Annotated in this window: 12 protein-coding genes and 2 pseudogenes; 4 read left to right on the forward strand and 10 right to left on the reverse strand. The window is 41.6% G+C overall.

From position 1 onward, the window contains the following. Positions 1 to 31: 31 nt before the first annotated feature. Positions 32 to 1,397: pseudogene (locus QUD05_RS03090) on the reverse strand (lipid-A-disaccharide synthase-related protein). 138 nt (positions 1,398 to 1,535) lie between these two features. Here QUD05_RS03090 and QUD05_RS03095 point away from each other — a divergent pair. The 3 genes from QUD05_RS03095 (at position 1,536) to QUD05_RS03105 (ending at position 8,670) form a co-directional block, all read left to right on the forward strand. Next, complete coding sequence (locus QUD05_RS03095) at positions 1,536 to 3,599, forward strand: BamA/OMP85 family outer membrane protein (protein WP_289794815.1); 2,064 nt, start codon at positions 1,536 to 1,538, stop codon at positions 3,597 to 3,599. Positions 3,600 to 4,115: 516 nt separating this feature from the next. Then, complete coding sequence (locus QUD05_RS03100) at positions 4,116 to 6,350, forward strand: hypothetical protein (protein WP_289794816.1); 2,235 nt, start codon at positions 4,116 to 4,118, stop codon at positions 6,348 to 6,350. A gap of 13 nt (positions 6,351 to 6,363) precedes the next feature. Next, positions 6,364 to 8,670, forward strand: coding sequence for a COG1470 family protein (locus QUD05_RS03105; RefSeq protein WP_289794817.1), 2,307 nt, complete (start codon positions 6,364 to 6,366; stop codon positions 8,668 to 8,670). Between the two features lie 43 nt (positions 8,671 to 8,713). Here the strand turns inward: QUD05_RS03105 and QUD05_RS03110 are convergent, their stop codons facing one another. The 5 genes from QUD05_RS03110 to QUD05_RS03130 form a co-directional block, all read right to left on the reverse strand. Beyond that, positions 8,714 to 9,916 (reverse strand): FtsW/RodA/SpoVE family cell cycle protein, encoded by a 1,203-nt coding sequence (locus tag QUD05_RS03110; protein WP_289794818.1) that lies wholly within the window; start codon positions 9,914 to 9,916, stop codon positions 8,714 to 8,716. Between the two features lie 241 nt (positions 9,917 to 10,157). Further along, complete coding sequence (locus tag QUD05_RS03115) at positions 10,158 to 11,606, reverse strand: sensor histidine kinase (protein ID WP_289794819.1); 1,449 nt, start codon at positions 11,604 to 11,606, stop codon at positions 10,158 to 10,160. 10 nt (positions 11,607 to 11,616) lie between these two features. Next, positions 11,617 to 12,168: a heme NO-binding domain-containing protein gene (locus QUD05_RS03120; protein WP_289799867.1), complete on the reverse strand. Its 552-nt coding sequence runs from the start codon at positions 12,166 to 12,168 to the stop codon at positions 11,617 to 11,619. A gap of 295 nt (positions 12,169 to 12,463) precedes the next feature. Next, the gene (locus QUD05_RS03125) at positions 12,464 to 13,198 is read right to left on the reverse strand and encodes an iron-containing redox enzyme family protein (protein WP_289794820.1); all 735 of its coding nucleotides are present in this window, start codon (positions 13,196 to 13,198) and stop codon (positions 12,464 to 12,466) included. Beyond that, entirely contained in the window at positions 13,195 to 13,965 is a 771-nt protein-coding gene (locus QUD05_RS03130; protein ID WP_289794821.1) for a class I SAM-dependent methyltransferase, read from the reverse strand. The genes QUD05_RS03125 and QUD05_RS03130 overlap by 4 nt, the downstream gene beginning before the upstream one ends. A 490-nt stretch (positions 13,966 to 14,455) precedes the next feature. Between QUD05_RS03130 and QUD05_RS03135 the strand changes: the two genes are divergently transcribed. Then, positions 14,456 to 15,460, forward strand: a complete 1,005-nt coding sequence (locus QUD05_RS03135; protein WP_289794822.1) for a hypothetical protein — start codon at positions 14,456 to 14,458, stop codon at positions 15,458 to 15,460. Between the two features lie 80 nt (positions 15,461 to 15,540). Here the strand turns inward: QUD05_RS03135 and QUD05_RS03140 are convergent, their stop codons facing one another. The 4 genes and pseudogenes from QUD05_RS03140 to QUD05_RS03155 form a co-directional block, all read right to left on the reverse strand. Continuing rightward, positions 15,541 to 15,747 carry a phycobilisome linker polypeptide gene (locus tag QUD05_RS03140; protein WP_094349821.1) on the reverse strand — a complete coding sequence of 69 codons (207 nt, stop codon included), beginning with the start codon at positions 15,745 to 15,747 and terminating at the stop codon, positions 15,541 to 15,543. Between the two features lie 222 nt (positions 15,748 to 15,969). Continuing rightward, the gene (apcB, locus tag QUD05_RS03145; protein ID WP_069068902.1) at positions 15,970 to 16,458 is read right to left on the reverse strand and encodes an allophycocyanin subunit beta; all 489 of its coding nucleotides are present in this window, start codon (positions 16,456 to 16,458) and stop codon (positions 15,970 to 15,972) included. Positions 16,459 to 16,523: 65 nt separating this feature from the next. Then, positions 16,524 to 17,012: an allophycocyanin subunit alpha gene (apcA, locus tag QUD05_RS03150; RefSeq protein WP_099100538.1), complete on the reverse strand. Its 489-nt coding sequence runs from the start codon at positions 17,010 to 17,012 to the stop codon at positions 16,524 to 16,526. Between the two features lie 398 nt (positions 17,013 to 17,410). Then, positions 17,411 to 20,707: pseudogene (locus QUD05_RS03155) on the reverse strand (phycobilisome rod-core linker polypeptide); the annotation flags it as partial. Positions 20,708 to 21,318: the final 611 nt, after the last annotated feature.

Consider the following 21,318-nt stretch of genomic DNA (forward strand, 5'->3'; position numbering starts at 1 on the left):
CCTGCCACAATGCCCCATACCCACTGCCCCATTATCCCAATTTTTCCCGCAAGCAATTAGCAATACGTAGTGCTGCTCCCGGTTTGCCCATACGTCGCTTACCATTTTCAGCAATAATTTGCAAATTATCAGGGTTTTTAAATAGGGATTGTACAACCTTCGCTACTTCTGCTAGGTTGATCGATTAAAATCAGAGACGATCCGAGAAGACGACTTTGAGATTCAGCAAAGCCAGGGTTATATTGTAGCCCATTACCAGGAATCGCGATCGCAGGTTTCCCTAAACCGATAAACTGTTCTGTGGCTGTACCTGCCATTGCGATCGCTATATCTCCCAAATGTAAGCAATCATTATAGGCTTGTTGGGTCAATAGCAGATAAGCATTTCTCTGTTTAAATGTCAAGACCTTTGGATCGCGAAGTTGGATAGGAGATGCTGATTCAGTACGCCAGCCTTGGGATTGTACACTTTGGGATAAAATATTAGAGTCTAAACCAGGAGCGATCGCACCTAAAAACACTACTGTGTTAGAAGTATAGAAGATTGAATCTCGCTGTTGAAAACTTGTCATTAATGCAGATACAGCAATCATAATTGTTTCCCAGTTCGTGTATGCTTCTGGCGGACGAGAACCAGGAAGAAGAGTCACTACAAAAGGTCGAACTGTCTCTTGCTGTTGGATATTCTGACTATAAAATTGTTGGCGTGAAAACGTCGGTTCTAGACCATCCATCATGGGATTACCCAAATAGAAAGCTGGAATTGGCCATTGTTTTAATGTTTCCGTCGTCAGCGCATCTCTAAGGAACACAGCCTTACAACGGCGACGACTCATTAACCAACGTTCCCAAGGATGGTAAATTGAACCAGAAAAGTTTTCCCAACCTCCGTCTTGAGATTTTCGTGGTAATAATCCAGCTTCATCTCGCACATAATATTCAGATTTTGCCGTACCGACAAAAGCATAATTAGCGCCACTCAATGTTGCAAACAACAGCGGCAAAATATCTCCCACTGCTAAAATCGCCCTTCTATTACCTAATTTTTTTTGAGAACTCACCCAACGGCGGATAGCTTTAATTTGGCTGAGGGTAAGTTGCAATAAACCACCGCGTACATCCCGCGCTAATTGGCGGCCATCCATATAAATAAAGCCGCCAGAAGGCATATTCAGAACTGAACCGATAAAGGGGATATCCAACTGTTCATAAGCACGTCCTTCACCCACCAGAGGTAAAGCAAATATCTCTGGTGGGTTTGGTTGTCGTTGGAGTTCTTGCAAAATCCGAACTGCAATCACATCTTCCCCATGACCATTACTTAATACAAGTAACCGCAAAGGAGAAGTTGCAGATTGGGAGTTAGAAGCTAGCGATGACCGAGATAGATTACTCATAGAAACAAAATATCAAAATTAACTGTCTGTTTGGGTAAGAGGTATAAATAGGGAAATCGACGAAGCAGCTGGAAGTTAGTATTATCCCTATTCGCTAGCGTCTCTACAACTAACTCCCAGTTAATTAGGTTAAATATTATGCGAGTTTCTACTACTGCTATTTTTACTTTAGCTACTTTAGCTGCTGGCAATGTTACTGGGCAAGCAACGGCTACACCTGCTAAAACCGTTACTCCAACTGCAAAAGCTGGTAACTTGGTGGTGCCGATAATTGAAGACACTCCCGCACGGGTAGAGACAATTGCTTCCCCAGAAACTATAGTTGCACAACAATTTTCCCAAAATCCCGTCGCTGTGCAAACAGGTGCGAACAAAAATTCCCCAGTAGTCTTAAAATCAGCAGACAAGGGAAATTCTTCCGTAACACTCCCCATCATCTCCTCCTCTCCCTCATCCCCCGCGACTGAAAGCAATTTAGTCGTCACAGCTACAGATGTACAGGTGGTGGGAGCCAATCAAGAATTACAGCAAATCATTCGCCAGGTAATTAAAACCCAAGCTGGTGGAGAAACCAGTCAAAGCCAGCTACAAAGAGATGTAACTGCAATTTTAAATACAGGTTTATTTAGCAATGTCAGTGTGAATAGCTTTAGCACACAGGCTGGATTGAATGTAGTTTACCAAGTCCAACCAGTGATTGTGCGATCGCTGCAACTATCTGGTGCTAAAGTACTTACCTATCAAGTCGCCCAACAACGTTTGCAATCTCAGATTGGAACCACCATTAGTCCCAGTGGACTGCAACAAGCAGTAGCAGAAATTAACAAGTGGTACGCCGACAATGGTTATAACTTGGCGCGGGTGTTATCAATTAAACCTAGTTCTCAAGGCATTCTCACTGTGAATGTCGCTGAAGGCTTGGTAAGTGATATCAAATTTCGCTTTGTCAACGATGAGGGTAAAACCGTTGATAGCAAAGGTAATCCCGTCGGAGGACGCACCAAAGCAGATTTCTTACAACAACAACTAAAGTTAAAACCCGGTCAAATTTTCCAAGAAAATATCGTTAAACAAGACATTCAACAGCTATATCGTACAGGTTTATTTGAGAGTGTGAATGTTGCCTTAGAAGGGGATGCAACAAAACTTGATTTAGTCTACCAACTTAAAGAAACTGGGGCCCGTGGTGTTAACTTGGGTGGTAGTTACAATGCTGATCAAGGATTGGTAGGTACAATCAGCTATCAAGATCAGAATGTCGGCGGTGTTAATGATACTTTAGGGGTGAATGTTGGTGTAAGTAGCCGAGACTTGCAGTTTAATACCAAATTTACCAGTCCCTATCGGATAACTAACCCCGATCGCTTCGGCTACACTGTAAATGGTTTTCGTAGTCAGGAACTTTCGGAAACCTTTGATGACAAGATTAAGTTAACCAACGGCGACAAAGTGCGAGAAGGTCAAATTGGCGGTGGTGTCAGCTTGCAGCGACCAATTGATGATTGGAATACCTCATTAGGATTAAACTATACCCGAACTAGTATTCGCGATCGCCAAGGTAATGTTACCCCAACCGACGTTCAGGGCAATCCCCTATCTGCGAGTGGAACTGGTATTGACGACCTAACTACCGTATCCTTCACCGCCACCAAAGACCAACGAGATAATCCCCTCAATCCAACTCAAGGTTCCGTTCTAAGTCTGAGTACAGAACAATCTATACCCGTCGGTCAAGGTAATATTTCCCTCAATCGCCTCAAAGCTAATTACAGCCAATATTTACCAGTGCAGTTATTTAACAGCAAACAGCCACAAGTCTTTGCGGTGAATGTCCAAGCCGGTACCGTCCTTGGGAATTTACCGCCTTACGAAAGCTTTAACTTGGGTGGTTCCAACTCAGTGCGCGGTTACGATTCTGGAGAAGTTGGCAGTGGACGCAGTTATGTGTTGGCTTCCGCAGAATATCGTTTTCCCGTTTTACCAATCGTAGGCGGTGTATTGTTTGCCGACTTCGCCTCAGATTTAGGTTCTGGTGATACTGTATTAGGAGATCCGGCAGGTGTACGAGATAAAGCAGGTTATGGTTTTGGTTATGGGGCGGGAGTGCGAGTAAATTCACCACTAGGTTTAATTCGGGCTGACTATGGCATTAACGACCAGGGAGAAAGCAAAGTGCATCTGGGAATTGGGCAACGATTTTAATTTGAGTTCAGGCGTTGCCAATACGGTTCGGTTAAAGGGGAAAGGGTAAAGGGGAAAGGGGAAAGGGGAATAAAAAAACCTTTAACCGCAAACCCATTCCTCTTTTCCCCAAACCCTATTCTGAGTTCAAAATACTTATCCGAACCGTATTGAGTCATATCCAAAATTAAATATGCGTTATCCAAAACCCTTGTAGAGACGTAGCACTGCTATGTCTCTACATTCTTTTTGGCTCATACAGCAGATTTCAAGTTGGTGAGGTACAAAAGCTAAGTCTGTTACCCAGGTATAAAGCGTGTTTTACTCCTGAATTCTGAATTTTGAATTCTGCTATATCTCTATTAGCGATCGCCTTTGAAAATGACTTTTATAAATTGTCCAATTTATTACACAATATTTAATAGTATATAAATTTCAATAATCAAAGGAAAAAAGCTATTGTCACGTTTTCACGAGACATTAATTTTTTAATAGTTCTAGTCATGCAGAATATAAAAAAATATTATAAGTAATAGCATGGAAAAAAGTGTTATTAATGCCAGCCTTTCTACTCAGAACTTAACCTTTCGTCCAGGTGATACTCCTGTATCATTTGAGGTAACTGTCAATAATGACAGCGATCGCTTCGTCAATTTTCAAATAGAAATTACCGCAGCCGGAGAAATCCGCAACACAGGATATCGCTGGTATAGACTTGAACCAGAGGTAGCGGCAGCCAAGCCACCGGGCAGTAGTACCATCTTCCAAGTTTTCGTATTCAATACACCCATTCCGGGATTTGTTGGTACTGTCAACCTGATGGTAAATATTTTTTCACCGCAATTAGCACAACAGTCCAGACTTGTGCTACGCCTGAAAATCGAGCGAGACAACAGACCAACACATTTAAGTGTAGAATTACCTGTACGAGAGTTCCAAGTTTATCCCCGCAATTCTGTCGATATACCAGTACGAGTGCGAAACTTGGGGCAACAACCAACCGAGGTAATGCTACGTTTTACAGGCGTCGATCCGTCTTGGCTAGCTGGCAGTGCAGAACGCCGATTACCCTTAGATCCAGGTGGTTTAGCAGAAGCTACATTCCAATGCCAACCTCCTTCTGTAGTGCAAGCGCCCAGTCAAAATTATCCTTTTACTATTGAAGCTGTTAGCAATAATGGTTATCCAACTAATGCTGAAGGCAATATTGAAGTTTTGCCAGTGGGTTTTATAGACTTTACTACCACCGAGAAACACCTGAAAATCCCCAATAAATCGGCATGGTTGCCTGACTGGAAATCTGATACAGCTTCCTTTGAATTACTATTTAAAAACGCTAGCAATCTCAACCAGGAAATTAATGTGCAGGTGCAGGGTAGAGACTGGCGAAAATGTAGTTTTAAAAAGCTTCCGGAAACCGCCAATCTTCATCTAGGAGAGACAAGTAAAGTCCTTCTCGATGTTAAAACAAAACGCCCTTGGGTTGGAATCGGCAAAACTCTATTATTAGAGGCTAAATCAGAATTATCCGATCAACGTTTAGGCAGTACAGACCCAGCCACGCAGACATTAGAAGTCAAGACTCTGCCAATTATACCTTTATGGCTACAATTAGCTGCGATCGCACTTTTAGCCGCACTCCTAGCATTAATCCTGCAACCAAGAGGTGTAATGCATACTCGTTCTGTCAACTCAGTGCGTTTTAGTGGCATTGGTTTATCTGTGGTCAGCGGCTCAGATGATTGCACCTTAAGACTTTGGAGAATTGGTGCTGATAGCTTAGACCCTGATGATACAGTAAGGTATGCTGGGCAATCCCTGGCTTGCGACCAATCACAACAGCCTAAAGGATTGATGGCCATTACCGATGACGCTGTAGAAGTCTTGCGCTTCATGCCGTTACAAAATAATCGTGTTGCTGTTGGTTTAGATAATGGTGTCATTGAACTCAGAGATGTTCCTTCAGGTGCAAAGATTAGCCAACTTCAAGACCTTAAAGATCCTAAAGCAAAAGGCGATCGCGTTTTTGATTTAGCTTTCACCTCAAACTCACTTAATTTATTCAGTGGTTATGGCAGTGGTAAAGTGAGACTATGGTCAAGACCAGCGCCTAACAGCGATTTTCTACCAGAACCGCAAGTTATTGACGTACAAAGTAGATTGAAACTATCAGGTTTCCAAGTCCGGGCATTAAATCTCAGCCCAGATGCACAAACTCTAGTAATTGCTGGAAACTTTAAGCGTTTTATATTGTGGCAGTGGAATCAAACTCAATCTGATAAACAATCCCTAAGTTTATCAGTGCAAAATTTAGAAAAACTAGACCCATTAGTTGGGCCGGAAGATTATATTTGGGGATTAGCTTTTGTTCCTGACTCAACAGGAAAAATCCTTGCAACTTCTGATTCTGCGGGATTTATTACCATTTGGGATTTAAATCAGTGTCAAACTATTAAAAATCCGAATCCGCTAGAAAAAATAAATGAGCTTAATTGTTCACAACTAGATCGTTGGTCAGCATCAAAAACATCTGTGCGGACTCTAGCATTTAGTGACGATGGTAGTCTCTTAGTAAGTGGTGGCGATGATGGACGAGTCTTAGTTTGGTATTTAACTCCCGAACACAAGCTCGACAAAACAAAAGCAGCAGAAGGTAAACAAATTTACAAAAGCTCTAAAAAAATCAATAGTATCGATTTGAAAACTAATCAAGGAACCATGATTGTGAGTGGTGATGAAGATTTTCAGGTCAAATTACACCGCATAAAATAAGGGAATCAATGACATGCAAGCTAAATTCAATCCACTGCAAGTTATTATTAACCCGCCTGGAATTCAATTTGGGATGCCAGGAGATACGATTGAACTCTATATTGTTGTAATCAATCAGGGAAATCAAAGTGCGGTTATTGACTTATATTTTGTTTTTGACGAAGTATTTCAAAATTTAACCGGTTGGTCTAGTTCTCCTAGAGAAAGTTTAGCATTAGCTCCAGGGCAAAATAGCGACGAAGTAAGGTTTGAGTTTCAAGTCGCCGCCAATGCTCTCCCAGGAACCTATGACTACACACTAGTCGTAGATTCTCCTCTACATTATCCACAAGAGACTCCCATAACTTTCGCAAACCAAATTAAGGTTCTACTAAAAGAACAGACTGCAATTCGGGTGAACGACCCGACATTTTCCATCAGACCTAACACCAACCCCAACAAACCGTTAATTTTCAATCCTAGTGAGTCTCTGCAAGTAGAGGTAATAGTTGACAATCGCTCTTATCTCGTAGATAGATTCCGCTTAAGTTGCCCAGATTTAGACGATGACTGGTTCACAATTAATTATCCTGCAACTGGATTTGAGGGGCCAGGATTAGTGTCTGACGTGACTGCACTAGAACTCAATCCTGGTACTCAAGGTCAAATATTGTTGAAATTTCACCCACCTGGGGATACCCTTGCAGGAAGCTATTCACCGACAATCCGCTTATATTCAGAAAACTCTCCAGACTTAGTACTGCTGGATTTGGTGTATATCCAAATTCCGACAAATTATCGCTTAGATATACAACTTCATACCATCTTGGGACAAGTTAGCCGTAGTCTTGGCAAGTACGAATTATCACTAGCTAACCAGGGTAATATTGTCCGCGAACTGATATTAAACTTAAAAAGTAGAGACGAAGAAGAACTATATACTTACAAATTCGATCCTACTGAAGTCAGATTATTACCTAATAGAAGTGCTGTGGCTAATTTGACGGTCAAACCCAAACCTTGGTGGCGAAGACCGTGGTTTGGTGCAGGGCTAGTGGTCAACTTTCAACTCGATATCAAAGACCAACAAAATTTACCCCTACCGAACACACTGCCTCAAGGAACTTTGGTATGGAAACCCCGCCCTTGGTGGCAATTTCTTCTGTTAATTTTGGCAATTTTGGCAATTTTGGGAGGGATAGGATTTATCATTTGGCGAATTTTAAACCCCGATCCTTTGAGATTAGAAAATTTTAGTGCAAATGACTCTCAAATTACTGAAGGTGATGAGGTAGCTTTAAACTGGGAAATTCATCAATATAAACAGTTAAAAAAATTAGTTCTGACGGCTAAAGGTTCCCAACCTATTCAGCCTATTACTTATGACTTTAGCAATGGCATTCCTGAAACACTGGGTAAAGGAAGCACCAATGAAATCCCTCCTTGTCAGGTGCAAGATAAACAAGAGCTAATTTGTAGCAACGTTAAAACTGGAGTGAAAACAAAAGGGAATTATACTTTTGAGTTACAAGCCTTTTATCGCAATGGTATACAAATATTTTCTCCTAATAACAAAGTAGCTAGCCAAACCACCCAAGTAGAAATAGCTGAAAAACAAATTGCTGAAGTACTTAGTTTTCAACCAGATAAACCATTGTATACAAAAGGTCAAAATATTCTTTTAAGCTGGGCAATTGCCCGTCCATTATTGTTAGCGCAAATTCAAATCGCTGGCAGCGCAGATGATGGTACATTATATAGTGAGCCAATTACTTATAAATTTAATCAAGGTAATATTACCGACCCAAAACTTCAAAAGCTATGTACACAACAGAATCAACAACTGCGATGTACAAATATTCCTTTATCAGCAACTAAAGCCGGAAATTTTGTATTTGAAATCAAAGCCTTTCCTAACAATGGAAGTCAAAAAACTAGTTTTAAAAAGACTGAATCAAAAATTGGAATATTACCAAAACCATTTAAAATTGTCTCTTTTAGAATCAACGGTAGCGAACAACCAAATCTGGTTCTCAAGGAAGGTGAATCTGCTACCCTGAGTTGGAGAGTAGAGGGAGAAAATATTCAGGTTAAACTTCTACCATACGGCAATGACGTTCCAGCAGTTGGTTCAATGAAGCTTCCAGTCAATCAAGCCTTCCCCGCTCAAATCGGACTGCTAGTCAATGATATATCTGGCAAGCAACAACCCCAACAAAGAGGGTTTGCAATCACAGTCCTCAAAAAAGTAGAGCCTATTCCTATACCTGGCATTAACCCAATTCCACCTACTCTGCTACCTAGCAATAGCCCATTTAAGACTCCTTTACCTCAGAGGTAACTTTTTGAGCAATATGAAAAGCAGAGATATATAAAATGCTAGCTCAATTCCTGGTTTTATGAAAAGCTCGGCGTCTGCGCCCATTTTCAAGCTGAGGTTTTCGCAACGGTACTACCTCAGCTTCATTACTCTCACGTGCTACCCGAATCAGCAAACCAGCAGCTATTAAACTGGCAATCATAGAATTACCACCATAACTAAACATGGGCAAAGGTAAGCCAGTAGTCGGTAGAGAACCTGTAGCAACACCGATGTGGAGTAATGATTGTCCCACCATCAAAGTCGTCACACCGATCGCTACTAATCTATGTACTATATTTTTAGCCTTCAGCGCCACAACTAATCCGAGAGTAGCGAATGTAGCTAAAAGCACCAATAACACCATACTGCCAACAAAGCCAAACTCTTCAGCGAACACCGCAAAAATAAAATCGGTATCTTGAATTGGTAAATAAAACAGCTTTTGTTGAGAAAGCCCATATCCAACTCCCCAAGTTTTACCAGAACCCACAGCTAGTAGACTTTGCACCAACTGGTAGCCATCTCCTGTAGCATCCGCCCAAGGATTGAGGAATGACATCACCCGCTTACGCTGATACTCTTTAATACTAATACTGAGTAGTGCCAGCATTACTCCACCAATTGCTGTTCCTCCCAGGTACTTGTAAGGTAAGCCAGCGGCTAAAGCAATTAGCCAGATAGTCATGCCGCAAAGTGCCGTTGTACTCAAGTTAGGCTGGGCAAGAATTCCTAAAAGTACCAGACCAAAAACACCCAACCAAGCCAAGCGAATCCGCCAACTAATTCGTTCCCACTGACCAAAAAGCCGCGCACTTTGCAACACCAAAAAGGGTTTAATTAGTTCTGAAGGTTGAATCGGAATTGGCCCGATCGCAATCCAACGCGCTGCATCAAAAGCTTTTCTTCCCAATCCTGGGATCAGTGTGACAAAAATTAACCCCAAAAACAGCAACAAAAACCAATGGGATAATCCCAAAATTTTCTGCAACGGCGAATTAACAATAATATTGAATCCGATTAAGGAAACTAAGACCCAAAGCAGTTGACGTTTAAAGTAGTACAAACCATCATTCTGACGGGCATCAGCGACAGGATATGATGCTGAAAATAGCATTATCAAGCCGACGAACAGCCAAATCAACGTTAACCAGCGCAACAACCGCGCTTCTAATGCCCAGTTGGAGACTGAACTATCAAAAATTGGAATCAGGCGGCGTAGATTCACGATTGGTACAGGTAAAAAGTTAGAAATTAGGAGTTAAAAATAAAACTCATAAATCATAACTTATAACTCATAAGTAGGCTTTACAACCATAAATCTTAGAGTTGTTAACTTCAATACACCACTAGTTCAATATTTCTGACAAATTGCCATCTCTACTCCGCAGTGATAAAGTATTATTTGATACTAACAAATTAGGATTGCTATAGTTAAGAGCGATCGCTCGAAAATTGACTGAAAGTATTTATTTTATTAAGCTTAATGATTTGATGCAATTAAGTGCTTGTTTGTTTATAGATAGGGGAATTTCAATCCAGAACTCAGTTCCTTGTCCAGGTTCTGATATACATCTTAGTGTTCCACCATGTTTTTCAACTATAATCTGATAGCTAATTGATAAACCTAATCCTGTACCCTTACCGACTGGCTTAGTTGTGAAAAATGGATCGAACAGTCGTTCCTTAACTGCTTCTGTTATTCCTGAACCATTATCAGCAATTCGGATTACACAGTTCGTTTCAATGATTTCCGTAGTAATTGTAATTATATTAGGATTAGCATGAATTTCTGCGATCGCGCGTCTACTATCATAGTTATCGAGCGCATCGATTGCATTACTGATAATATTCATGAATACTTGATTGAGTTGGCCAGCGTAGCAATCTACTAAAGGTAAATCTCCATAATTTTTCACTACTTTGATCCCAGGATGATCGACACTATCTTTGAAGCGACTTTGTAAAATCAGCAAAGTACTATCCAGTCCCTGGTGAATATCAACTCTTTTCTTCTCCGCCTCATCCAGACGAGAGAAATTCCGCAGAGATAAGACAATTTCAGAGATCCGTTCGGCTCCTACTTCCATCGAATTTAGGATTTTGGGCAAATCATCTAGTAAAAAATCTAACTCAATTTCCTTAATGTATTCTTTAATTTCTGACACAGGATTGGTATAAAACTGCTGGTAAATATGCACAAGTTTTAGCAAACACTGCGTATAATCCTTTGCATATTTCAAATTTCCGTAAATAAAATTAACCGGGTTGTTAATTTCGTGAGCGACTCCTGCGACTAACTGCCCTAAACTGGACATTTTCTCAGCTTGGACTAATTGAGCTTGAGTTTGTTGTAGCTCCCGAAGGGATTTTTCCAATTTTTTAGACTGAGCCTCAGCAATTTCTGCCAAATTCTCCTTGATTTGTAGCGCGCTCCGTAGTTGTGCTCTTTGCTGTTTCAGTTCATTTGTTAACTTTTTAGCATCAGCTAAAGCAGTATTCTGAGATTGTAGTAGGAACAAGAAATCAACAATCGGGTCGTGAATTGCAAAGTCTTTGAGTTTTATACCCAGAGGAGCTAGGCTAGTTGTATCTGTAATCCAGGGAGAACCTAAAAAAAATATCACCTCCTCCTCTGGTTGATACATCATCTGACCCTTGAGATGCATTCCATTGTGGAGAAACTCTAATATAAACAGGGCACGAGATTGTTTACTAATCGTATCAAAATCGACCAAAATTTTTGGACGATTGATTTGGAAATGCTGCTCAATCAATTTACCAACTAATGGTTCAGGACAAATGCGCCCGTAGACATCACCAGCTTGTACAATTTCCCGATTACAGTTAAAGGCAAAGTGGAAAGGAAAAGCTTTCGCCAGCAACTCTGGCGAAAGTGTAAGGTGAGGAGGAGCCATGCTACTGCACTCAATTTGGTTTATAAATCACTAAAAATTCATCATGTTCAGCACCCTCATCTCGACTTTGGGTTTGGGTAATATGAACTTCCGTATCAAACCTGGTTCCCAATCCCTTGACTAGTCCAAGAATCATTGGCGTTAACCCTTCTCTATCAGAGCGATAATGTAAGCTCAGAGAATTTTCTTCTATATCAGTACACTCAAATGATGGGGGTTGGAGTTTAGGAAAACTAACTCCTACACGAGCATGAAGATTATCAAGGTTTTCTAAAAACTCAGGGAGTTCATCTCCACTCATATCCATCAATTCGCCATAGCCTTCTTGAGCAGTGTACTGAACCCAAAATTCCCCAAAGGCTTGCATAATCTCTGAGGAAGATAAACCCAGAACGACACTAGCAGCTTTTACCAGTTTATGGGTGATGTCATCGGGATAGCCTTCCATACTGAGGAAAACATCTACATCCACCTCTGCTTTGTGCTTGATTGTTTTCCAAGTCTCTTCGCCAAAGCGACTGCACACCATGTCTTGAATCGCCTTGTTCACTAATCCGTACATGGAAGCCTCCTCTGCACCTAATTTTGCTTTGTGAATTTGCCCAAGACTCGACAACTAAATTTCTTAAAAGGCTTAATTTAAATGACAAAATTTTCTGTGATCAAGCCTGAAAATGGTTGATTATAGCTTTGAAAACTGAAAAAATAGGGAAAACTGTTTGTATTCTAATGCTACAAATGCTTATTATTACAACCGTATTTTCACTTATTACTTCTACCCAGATGGCTGTAAGGGTTTGCAGTAAGCACTTTTAGTGTTTACTGCAAATTTGCTCACCTTAATCTTGACAGACTAACTACAGCGATTCATCAAAAGGCAGCCATGAATCAGGATACAAGCTATATTTGGAGATTTGACGCTGAATACCGTTAAAAAATTGGATACGGGCATCCATAGCTTCTGCAATAGCCAGTTTTACTTTGATATCCTCTTCATTCATAGTTATTCGAGGTTCAATCACTGCTGCTAGCTTCGCTGCATGACTATCATCCACATCAATATGGACTTCAAAAAATATTAAGGCTTCTTTGGGTAAAGGAGCAGCGCCAACAATTCCTTTGTATAGTTGTGTGTATAGCGAACTAACAATCCCTTCGGAAGCATAACAGACGGCACCAAGTGCAGCTAAATAGCCGTATTTATGTGGCATCTGCAAGTAGGTTTCAATAAGGGCACGAGTTTCAGGTGCAGTGGGTAGTGATGCCAGAGTTTCGTCGTGGATACCAAGTGCACGGGTAAATTTACGAAACAATTCTGGGTGGGACTGAGTTATGTCTCCCTGTCCCATTTCGTCAAATAGGTTTTCCAAGATGACTAACTGACTAGTTTCATCTTGGCAGCAAGACAAGATGCTAGCCAAAATACGATTAAATTCTTTGGAGAATTTGTACATCTGGACAGCTAGTACCTGTACGTCTGGTAAAAATAAATTTCCAGTCTGACAGCGCATTAGAAACTCATGATTCCATAGAGGATGATTAATCGTTATTTCACGGAAGGAATTTCTAACTAAAGAAGATGTCTGTGTCATCGTAATATTTGTAGGGCTAGATGAAGGGGTTGGTCAAGTAAGGGGCTAAAAAATGATTCATCTATTGCGATATGTTCTGGAGTTACACGCAATTCTTGTAAAATTGGCATCGTATTGAAGCCAGCAAATTTAAGAGCATTAAAGTAATCCTCAAGAGTTTTATGAATCAATTGCACATTTAGCCAAGAACCATCTCGTTTCCAAATACGACCAGGAAACTGCCGATCTCGCTTGCTGAAATAGCCTGTACCTTCAACTTGAAAATAAAACGGATATGCTGCCTCCCGCATATATGGAAAAGATGGATGGGGAACACTGAATACAAATCGACCGCCTGGACGAAGAATGCGTGCAACTTCTGCCATGCATTCTTGGGTCTGAGCAATTGTCAAATAGTTAAATAAAAATACTGCAACAACTAAGTCAATTTCGCCATCATCAAACTGCTTGAGATTGGTAGCACATCCTACTTCATAGCTAATACCCAATCCATCTTCTACTTCTTGCAAGTTTGCTGCTGCAATCATGCCTTGGGAAAGGTCTATTCCATGTACCCATGCAGCGCCACGTCGGCTTAGTTCTCGACTGCAATAACCTTCTCCACAACCTATATCAAGTACTCGCAACCCAGCAACAGGCTGACAAAGGTCTAGTACAAAAGGGCGGGCTGTAAAGTCTGATAGTGAAGTAGGTTCTCCTCTAATCCACTCTGATGCTGTGCGATTATATAAGTTTTTAGTTGAGCTGTTGTGATTCACATTTGACATTTTTAATTATTTATTTATACTCAAGTTAGACTTGTCTTAATCAATTTAGTCTGGCAAAACTAAAATACTTGATGTATATGTTTTAACAATTAATATGTTTCTCTGAGAATGTTGATTTTACTGGTTTTATGTTTTTATTTAAAAACTATTATTTCCCAAGGAAAAATCATCCTGAAGATTATTAGCTTGTTATTTTCTTTAAATATAAGCAGTTAAATTAGATTTAACTTCATGAACTTGAATCATTACTTAGTTAATGGCAACTTCATATATAGAAATTTATTTTTTTCAGATCTAACTTCATCTGGGCTTTACTAATAAAGTTAAAATTAATTATTCTAATTTAGATAATTAAGAAAAATAAAACAGTATATTTTACGAAGTATAAAGAGAAGAATATTGTTAATTTGTAATAGTCAGATTCGTTTTGAAAACGGAATGGCTTTGAAGGTATGAGTTATTTAGCCGATTTAGAATAACGTTGGAAGAAATGATGTTAGAAGAACTGTTAGCAGAATTACCAGTGCGCGATCGCTTACAATATGAGCGTGCGATCGCATTTTCTCAGCTTGGCGATCGCCTCTTTGATGAGCTTGCTGATAAAATTGCTACAAAGCGAGAGTACCGACTACTATTTGAACACACATTAAAGCCTGAGTTATTCCAACAAATCAGAATTGCTGCTGCGGGTTATATTTCAGCGTGTCTGAATAGTCCCATCATTCTTTCGGAAGCTGAAATGCTTGAACGACTGCTGGAAGCAAGAAGTACTTTGCCGAACTATACTAGCACAGGTCTTTTAATGCCCAAGCGAGAACACGTTTTGGCATTTAACCTCTTTCAAAAAAGCGTCGCAGAGGCTTTCTACCAACTAGGAGCGAATGACCTGATTGATGCAGTGGATTTACCAGTAAATCTCCGCATGGTCTACGGTAAGACTGACGCCAAGAAGTTGGGTTTGCCCTTCGCTAGCTCAAAGTGCCATAGTGATGTCTGGGCAGGTGTTGCTGCTGATGCAACTGTAGTGGTTCTACCATTATTTGGCGACATCGATAATATCACTATCGAAGCAGGTGAAATGCCCCGCGAAATGGAGCTACAGTCTATGCAGGTGATGTCAGACTTCGATGAAGGTCGGGATATTCCGATGGTTGTCTCTTACACAGAAGCACAACTACAACACGGCACAATGTACTTTAATGATGCCCGTGGATTGCATCAAACAGTAAGAAGGAAAACTGAAGGTCTAAGAATTTCAGTAGATTTCCGGTTCCGCAGGAAATTCAATGAAGCTTACCGGGCAATGGTCGCACCTAATATTGGTGGTATTGAAGAAGATATGAGTGTGCCTTATGAAGACTGGCTGAAGGTTGGGAAAGAAACGCTAATTGTGTTTGATGAAACTATTGAACAAGCTAAGAACAGACAGAATGCTGACGCTCCAGTTCCACTTTATACTCGTGGGTATCGCCTTTTAAATATGTTTAACTTTTGATTTGCAAAAATCTAAGCCACAAAAAAGAGGTCTTTCTCGACCTCTTACCAATTCCCTAAAATAATATTCTATTTACAGAATTACGACAAGCCAGTATTAGCACCTTGTTTACCAGTTGCCAGTTCCACCTTGATGATTGTGCCACCTGCTTTTTGAATACGTTGCTGTTCGCGGAACCAGTTTTCATAAGGAACTAACTTAGTGAAGTAAGTATTTTGCAGTTCGCGTTGGGTACGAATTCGGGTTTGGCTGGGAACTAGAGCAGTAATTTTAAACAAACGGGACATATTTTGAAAATCTCCTGTATACCTTGTGAAAACTTTTTTATCTCAAAATCTTGAGTGCAAATCTTTTAATCATTCAAAGGCTGGAAATCAAACATCAATACTAGACCACCAACACTCATCACTGATAATTTACCAAGATAAGCAATATAACGTTCTAGCACTCACGGCTGATTTCCAGACCTTAATAAAGCCGCACCTAAATTCTTAAGCGCAAACTAGTTCTTAGCTTAAGCCAGAGGAGATATAGTCTAAGTAAACGCCCATTTCCTTACCAGCATCAGAACCTACCAAACTGGCGGTTACTTCTTTGATTGCTTGGATAGCTTGTACGGTAGCACCGACGGGAACGCCCAAGGAGTTATAGGTTTCCTTCAAGCCATTGAGCACACGCTCATCTAGGATAGAAGGATCGCCAGCTAACATAGCGTAGGTGGCATAGCGGAGGTAATAGTCCAAATCGCGGATGCAAGCAGCATAGCGGCGAGTGGTGTACATGTTGCCACCTGGACGGGTGATGTCAGAGTATAGCAAAGATTTTGCTACAGCTTCTTTGACGATCGCAGCAGCGTTAGCGCTGATGGTGCTAGCAGCACGTACCCGTAGTTCGCCAGTAGCGAAGTAGCCTTTTAGCTTTTCCAAAGCAGAAGAGTCAAGGTATTTGCCTTGAACGTCTGCGGAGTTAATGACAGCGGTAATTGCGTCTTGAGCCATGTTGTTAATTCCTTATTTCCAACCGTATTGCAATACTTCTGTTTAAGTAGGTAAACAGCTTTACCCTATCCTAGAAGGGCACCAACTAGGTAGTCGAAGTAGCCAGCAGCTTCACTAGCGTCATCACCAGAGAGCAATGATGTAGAGCCATTCTTCAGCCCACGGATACCTTCAGCAACACCATCAATAGGAGTTCCCAAGGACTTGTACAGTTCACGGGCACCAATAACACCAATTTCTTCGATGGGGGTGACATCACCAGCAACGATACCGTAGGTAACGAGGCGGAGGTAATAATCTAGGTCACGCAGACAAGTAGCAGTCAATTCTTGACCGTAAGCGTTACCACCAGGAGATACAACATCAGGACGCTTTTGGAACAGTTGATCGCCAGCTTGCTTAACGAGCCGTTCGCGATTTTCTGACAAAACTTGAGCAATCCGCACACGGCGCTCGCCACTTGCAACAAAAGACTTGATCCGATCTAACTCACCAGGGCTGAGGTAGCGGGCTTCTGCATCAGCATTCACGATAGCTTTCGTGACAATACTCATTAATGGATTCCTCCAATACGAATGAAACCAGGATTTGATTAAACTGGTGCGACTTTGAGTTTGGTTTACTGAGTTTGTTTTTTCGTCCTTTTAGACACAACAGTTTCACAACTGCTACGGCTAAAAAATTACGAGTTTGCCTGAGTCAACATAAGTACACAAGCTTTCAAACTCAGTTACCTTCCGCAAAACATTTTCCGGCATTCTGTTGAGCATTTATGACTGCTCTTAATACTTTGTAATATTGCTTTTCAGAATTTACTGTTTTAACTGCAATCTGAGAGCGGTATTACGAAAGGTTACGAAGGGGACAGGGGACAGGTTACAGGGGATAGGGAACAGTAAATAATCTGTACCCTATTCCCTAATTCCCTAGTCCCTACTCCTTAATCAACTGCTACACTGCCGAGGTAGTTACCTACTGGTAAAGATGGGAAGCGGTTGTAAGGTACAACATCTTCACCGAAGTAGCGGTTATATTCTGGACTTTCAACTATTGCTTCTACAGCAGCTGACAAACCACTATCGACTAGCAGCTTGTTATATTGGCCAATTTCTTCCTGAGTTGCGGGTGTACGCCCCAACAGATGACGGAAGAGGAACTCAATGACCTTGGTGTGAGGATAAGGTGATAAGAAGCGCTGGCGATAGATTTGAGAACTAGCTAGTTCACGCACAAACTCCCGCACGGAAATTTCACCATTTTGGAGTTTGCTATCTAGGTCAGTGCGACGGAAATTCTCAGGCACTTCACCGCTAAATACATCCAATACTTGACGATAAATGGCGTTGATTGCCTGTTGTTTTTCGTCTTGGTTGGTGTTTTCTGTTAGACGGTAAATGCGTGCATGTTTACGCACACCCTGTTCCACTGATTGTCCGCTACCATCGTTGTAAGAACGACCCAGTTCAGCAAAGGATGGCTTACCATTTGTTTGGGCTGCGATATCTGCGATCGCTTGTACCAAAAGCGGTGTATCGTTACTAACCCCGACACGGGCTTGTACTGGTTTAAAGCTTGGTACAACCACGTCATCGTTTTGCTTGGTCAGCTGGTTGTAAAGCTTCTCTGTATTCGGGAAATTTGCCGCAGGCAGGGTCGGGAAGCGGCGGTAAGGCACCGTATCTTCACCAAACACCTGGTTATATTCCACACTATCTACCAAAGCACCAATAAAGGCACGAATACCTTGAGTAGCCAAAATCTGGTTATACTTGCGGATTTCTGCTTGATCTAGTGGCGCACGTCCCAAGAAGTGTTTGGTTCCCAACTCAATCACTTTGGTGTTGGGGTAAGGTGTGTAGAACTCTTTCAGGTAGAGGTTAGAGTAACCCAAACCTTCAATAAATTCCTTCACACTAATTTCGCCATTACCCAGCTTGCTTTCCCATTTGGTAAATTCGTTTTTGGCAATGTAGGGTGCAATATCCCGCTCAAAAATCTGGCGATAGGCAGCGCTGATCAAAGTTTTGACTGCAACCTTGTCAGTAGTATTCGCAACCAATTTGAAGATTTTGGTTTGTTCCCGTTGCTTGCTGACACCTTGGTTAATGCGGAACTGAATATCTGGTTCTGACCGCTTTTCTGTTACGGTACCCAGTGTCACAAAGCTTGGTGTTACTTCCTTCTGGACTTTTGCGGCAATATCATCACGAATGCTACCAACACGTAATTGTCGCCCTGCTACACCACCAGGAGTCAGATACCGTTCGTAAGGAATTGTATCTTCACCAAATGCTTCACTGTATTCTACGCTGTTAATAATGGCATCAACTACCGCGTAAAAACCTTGTTTTGAAGCGATATCAAAGTACTTGTTGATTTCTTGACGACCATAAGTCGGACGACCCAACAAGCGGCGGTGAATATACTCGATCGCTTTACAAACATACAGCGATGACCAGTACAGGTTGCGGAATACATCCGACTTAGCTAAAGCACGAATAAATTCCCGCACCGAGATGTCGCCATTTTCCAGCTTGATTTCTAATACCTTCGGGCGCTGACCTTCGTAGACATCGCGACCGAAAACTTGCAGGTAAGCAGCTCTAATCACTGCTTGTGTGGAGCTTTCGGAGTATCTGACGCTAGAACTTTTGGGAGCCTTTTTACCTCTAGTACCAGGCAGTTGGTCTAACTTGAACACCTTGGGCCCAAGGGTACCAGGAGCTTCACCTCGCGCTCTGGGATTACTATTTTGGTTATTAATCCCTGCTCCTTGGTGAATCAGGATGCGTTTGGTATCCTTACTAAAAGGAGCCGGACTGGTACTGGGGTTGCGAGTTTCTTTCGGGAAAATCGCCCCAAACTGAATTTCCAAGGGGTCGTTACCAGAACCGTAAGGATGTTGATCTGGTAGCGGTTGCTCATAAGCCGCAAATGTGGTGATGAACTGAGGTATCTTGCGGAAAGGCGCACTGTAGTTAAACAGGTCTTGCTGCGGCCCCCAGTTGCGACATTCTTGTGCTTCTTGACCCAGACCCCGCAGGTAGGGTACTGTTTCTTCACCAAAATAGTCGCTGTATTCAGCAGAATCTACTAAGGCATCTACTAAGGCTGGTAGACCACCGTTAGAAATAATCGAGAAGTATTTTTGTACTTCTTCGCGGCTACTTGGCCCCCGTCCTAGAATGTGACGGAAAGCTAGTTCGATGACTCGGCTGTTAATAAAAGGCTGGTAAAACTGTTTTTGGTAAAGGGGAGATTTAGCTAAACGACGGACAAACTCTTTCACAGAGATGTCGCCATTCTTCACCTTGGATTCCAGGTCAGATATGGATAAGCTATAAGCACGGGTAATGTCGCGCTCAAAGATTTGCCGATATGCAGCCTTGATTACCTCGTTTTTTTCGCTACTTGATAACCCAGTCTTCATCACAAACTTGGGACGCCGTTCTGCTGCATTAAAGTAAATTTGCGGCAGTTGTAACCCTTGCTGGTCAATAGAAGGGCGTTGGCGGACTTTGTTTGAAGGTGTGGCTGCTTTGAATTCTGTTAACAAAACATCCATGTACTGAGACACAATTTCTGTAGCCTCAGCATCATTACGGAAAAATGAAAGTGCCCCGGCTTTAATTTCCTGCAAAGCTACTAGCGTTGCTTCACCAGAACAGGCATTTTCAATGATTTCCCGCAAACCCCTTGTATTCACCGCTATGATGTTGGGGTCGCCAGCAACGATCGCATAAGTAGCGTAGCGCAAGAACCAGGATAAATCCCGTAAGCTCTTGGCCATGTTGCTTGGGCCATAACGAGCAATGTTAATTGGTCTAAAACCTGCGGGTGTTGGACCGCTGGGGGATGAGTTAAATATTGAACGTAAATTTTCTAGGAACCCACCACGACTTTCAACGTAGGTTACGGTTCCTAGTTGCATCCCTTGTTGAACGTTAGCACCACCACCACCGACTGTTACTAATTCTGCTTCTCTGGGCTTTTCTAAAAAAGCCATTGGCGAACCACCGACAAAAATCCGGTTGGCAGCCCGAGACACAATAATCTCGGCATTGTCTGTCAACGTCTGAGAAATTTCTAGACGCTTGGCACCAGATGCAAAATAGCTTGCCAGTTCATTTAATTCACCATTTCCCAAGAAGCGGTCTTGCTGCTCTGCTTGGGTAATCGTGGATACAGTTAGGGTTTGATATAGTTGCGGACGCGCAACCGAGCTTCCACCACTCGCCTTAACACTCATCGGATTTGTAAAACTCCCATCATAAGCGTTTATATGTTAAGTCTGGATTGTTTTGAGGCTTGACACATCGGTGTGTCTATGCTTTATGAGCTTGAGAGTATTGCCTGCAAAACTGCCAGTAAATTAACCCAGTTAGCTTTTAGATTAGAACGTTTTGCGTTCTCAAGGCGGATTTATTAAGAAGTATGTAGAACCTGTATCTTAAATGTCTCCAGTCTTAAAAGTGCATACTCCAGTTTGTCTGAGATTAAGTCTAAGTTTTGTAACTAAGTAGTAGGTTGGGAACTGTCTACTGATTTCTTTTTTATTTAAACGCATAAGCGCTTCTCACGAGACGCGACGCGTAGCTTGCTTCCACGAAGTGGTACGCCTTCTGGCAGGGTAGGGACGCAGAGCTACGCAGAGAATTAGCTACAAATTAATGAAATGTTGTACTTAGTTAATGAACAGTGTTTCTTAATCGATGTTAAGTTGTTTTTGCTACTGTTAAACTCATATTCACAACTGACACTGCGCGGTAAGTAATTCTTAATTTGTGGTGGTTTAATCTGCAAATAGTCAGTATTTACATACAGGGTAAATACTATGCACAAAAGTTTTAATTTTAACTA

The organism is Nostoc sp. GT001 (assembly GCF_030382115.1).
Taxonomy (GTDB): Bacteria; Cyanobacteriota; Cyanobacteriia; order Cyanobacteriales; family Nostocaceae; genus Nostoc.

Coding starts and splice junctions, on each gene's coding strand:
- QUD05_RS03095 (WP_289794815.1), top strand. CDS start 1,536: ATGCGAGTTTCTACTACTGCTATTTTTACTTTAGCTACTTTAGCTGCT.
- QUD05_RS03100 (WP_289794816.1), top strand. CDS start 4,116: ATGGAAAAAAGTGTTATTAATGCCAGCCTTTCTACTCAGAACTTAACC.
- QUD05_RS03105 (WP_289794817.1), top strand. CDS start 6,364: ATGCAAGCTAAATTCAATCCACTGCAAGTTATTATTAACCCGCCTGGA.
- QUD05_RS03115 (WP_289794819.1), bottom strand. CDS start 11,606: ATGGCTCCTCCTCACCTTACACTTTCGCCAGAGTTGCTGGCGAAAGCT.
- QUD05_RS03120 (WP_289799867.1), bottom strand. CDS start 12,168: ATGTACGGATTAGTGAACAAGGCGATTCAAGACATGGTGTGCAGTCGC.
- QUD05_RS03125 (WP_289794820.1), bottom strand. CDS start 13,198: ATGACACAGACATCTTCTTTAGTTAGAAATTCCTTCCGTGAAATAACG.
- QUD05_RS03130 (WP_289794821.1), bottom strand. CDS start 13,965: ATGTCAAATGTGAATCACAACAGCTCAACTAAAAACTTATATAATCGC.
- QUD05_RS03135 (WP_289794822.1), top strand. CDS start 14,456: ATGATGTTAGAAGAACTGTTAGCAGAATTACCAGTGCGCGATCGCTTA.
- QUD05_RS03140 (WP_094349821.1), bottom strand. CDS start 15,747: ATGTCCCGTTTGTTTAAAATTACTGCTCTAGTTCCCAGCCAAACCCGA.
- apcB (WP_069068902.1), bottom strand. CDS start 16,458: ATGGCTCAAGACGCAATTACCGCTGTCATTAACTCCGCAGACGTTCAA.
- apcA (WP_099100538.1), bottom strand. CDS start 17,012: ATGAGTATTGTCACGAAAGCTATCGTGAATGCTGATGCAGAAGCCCGC.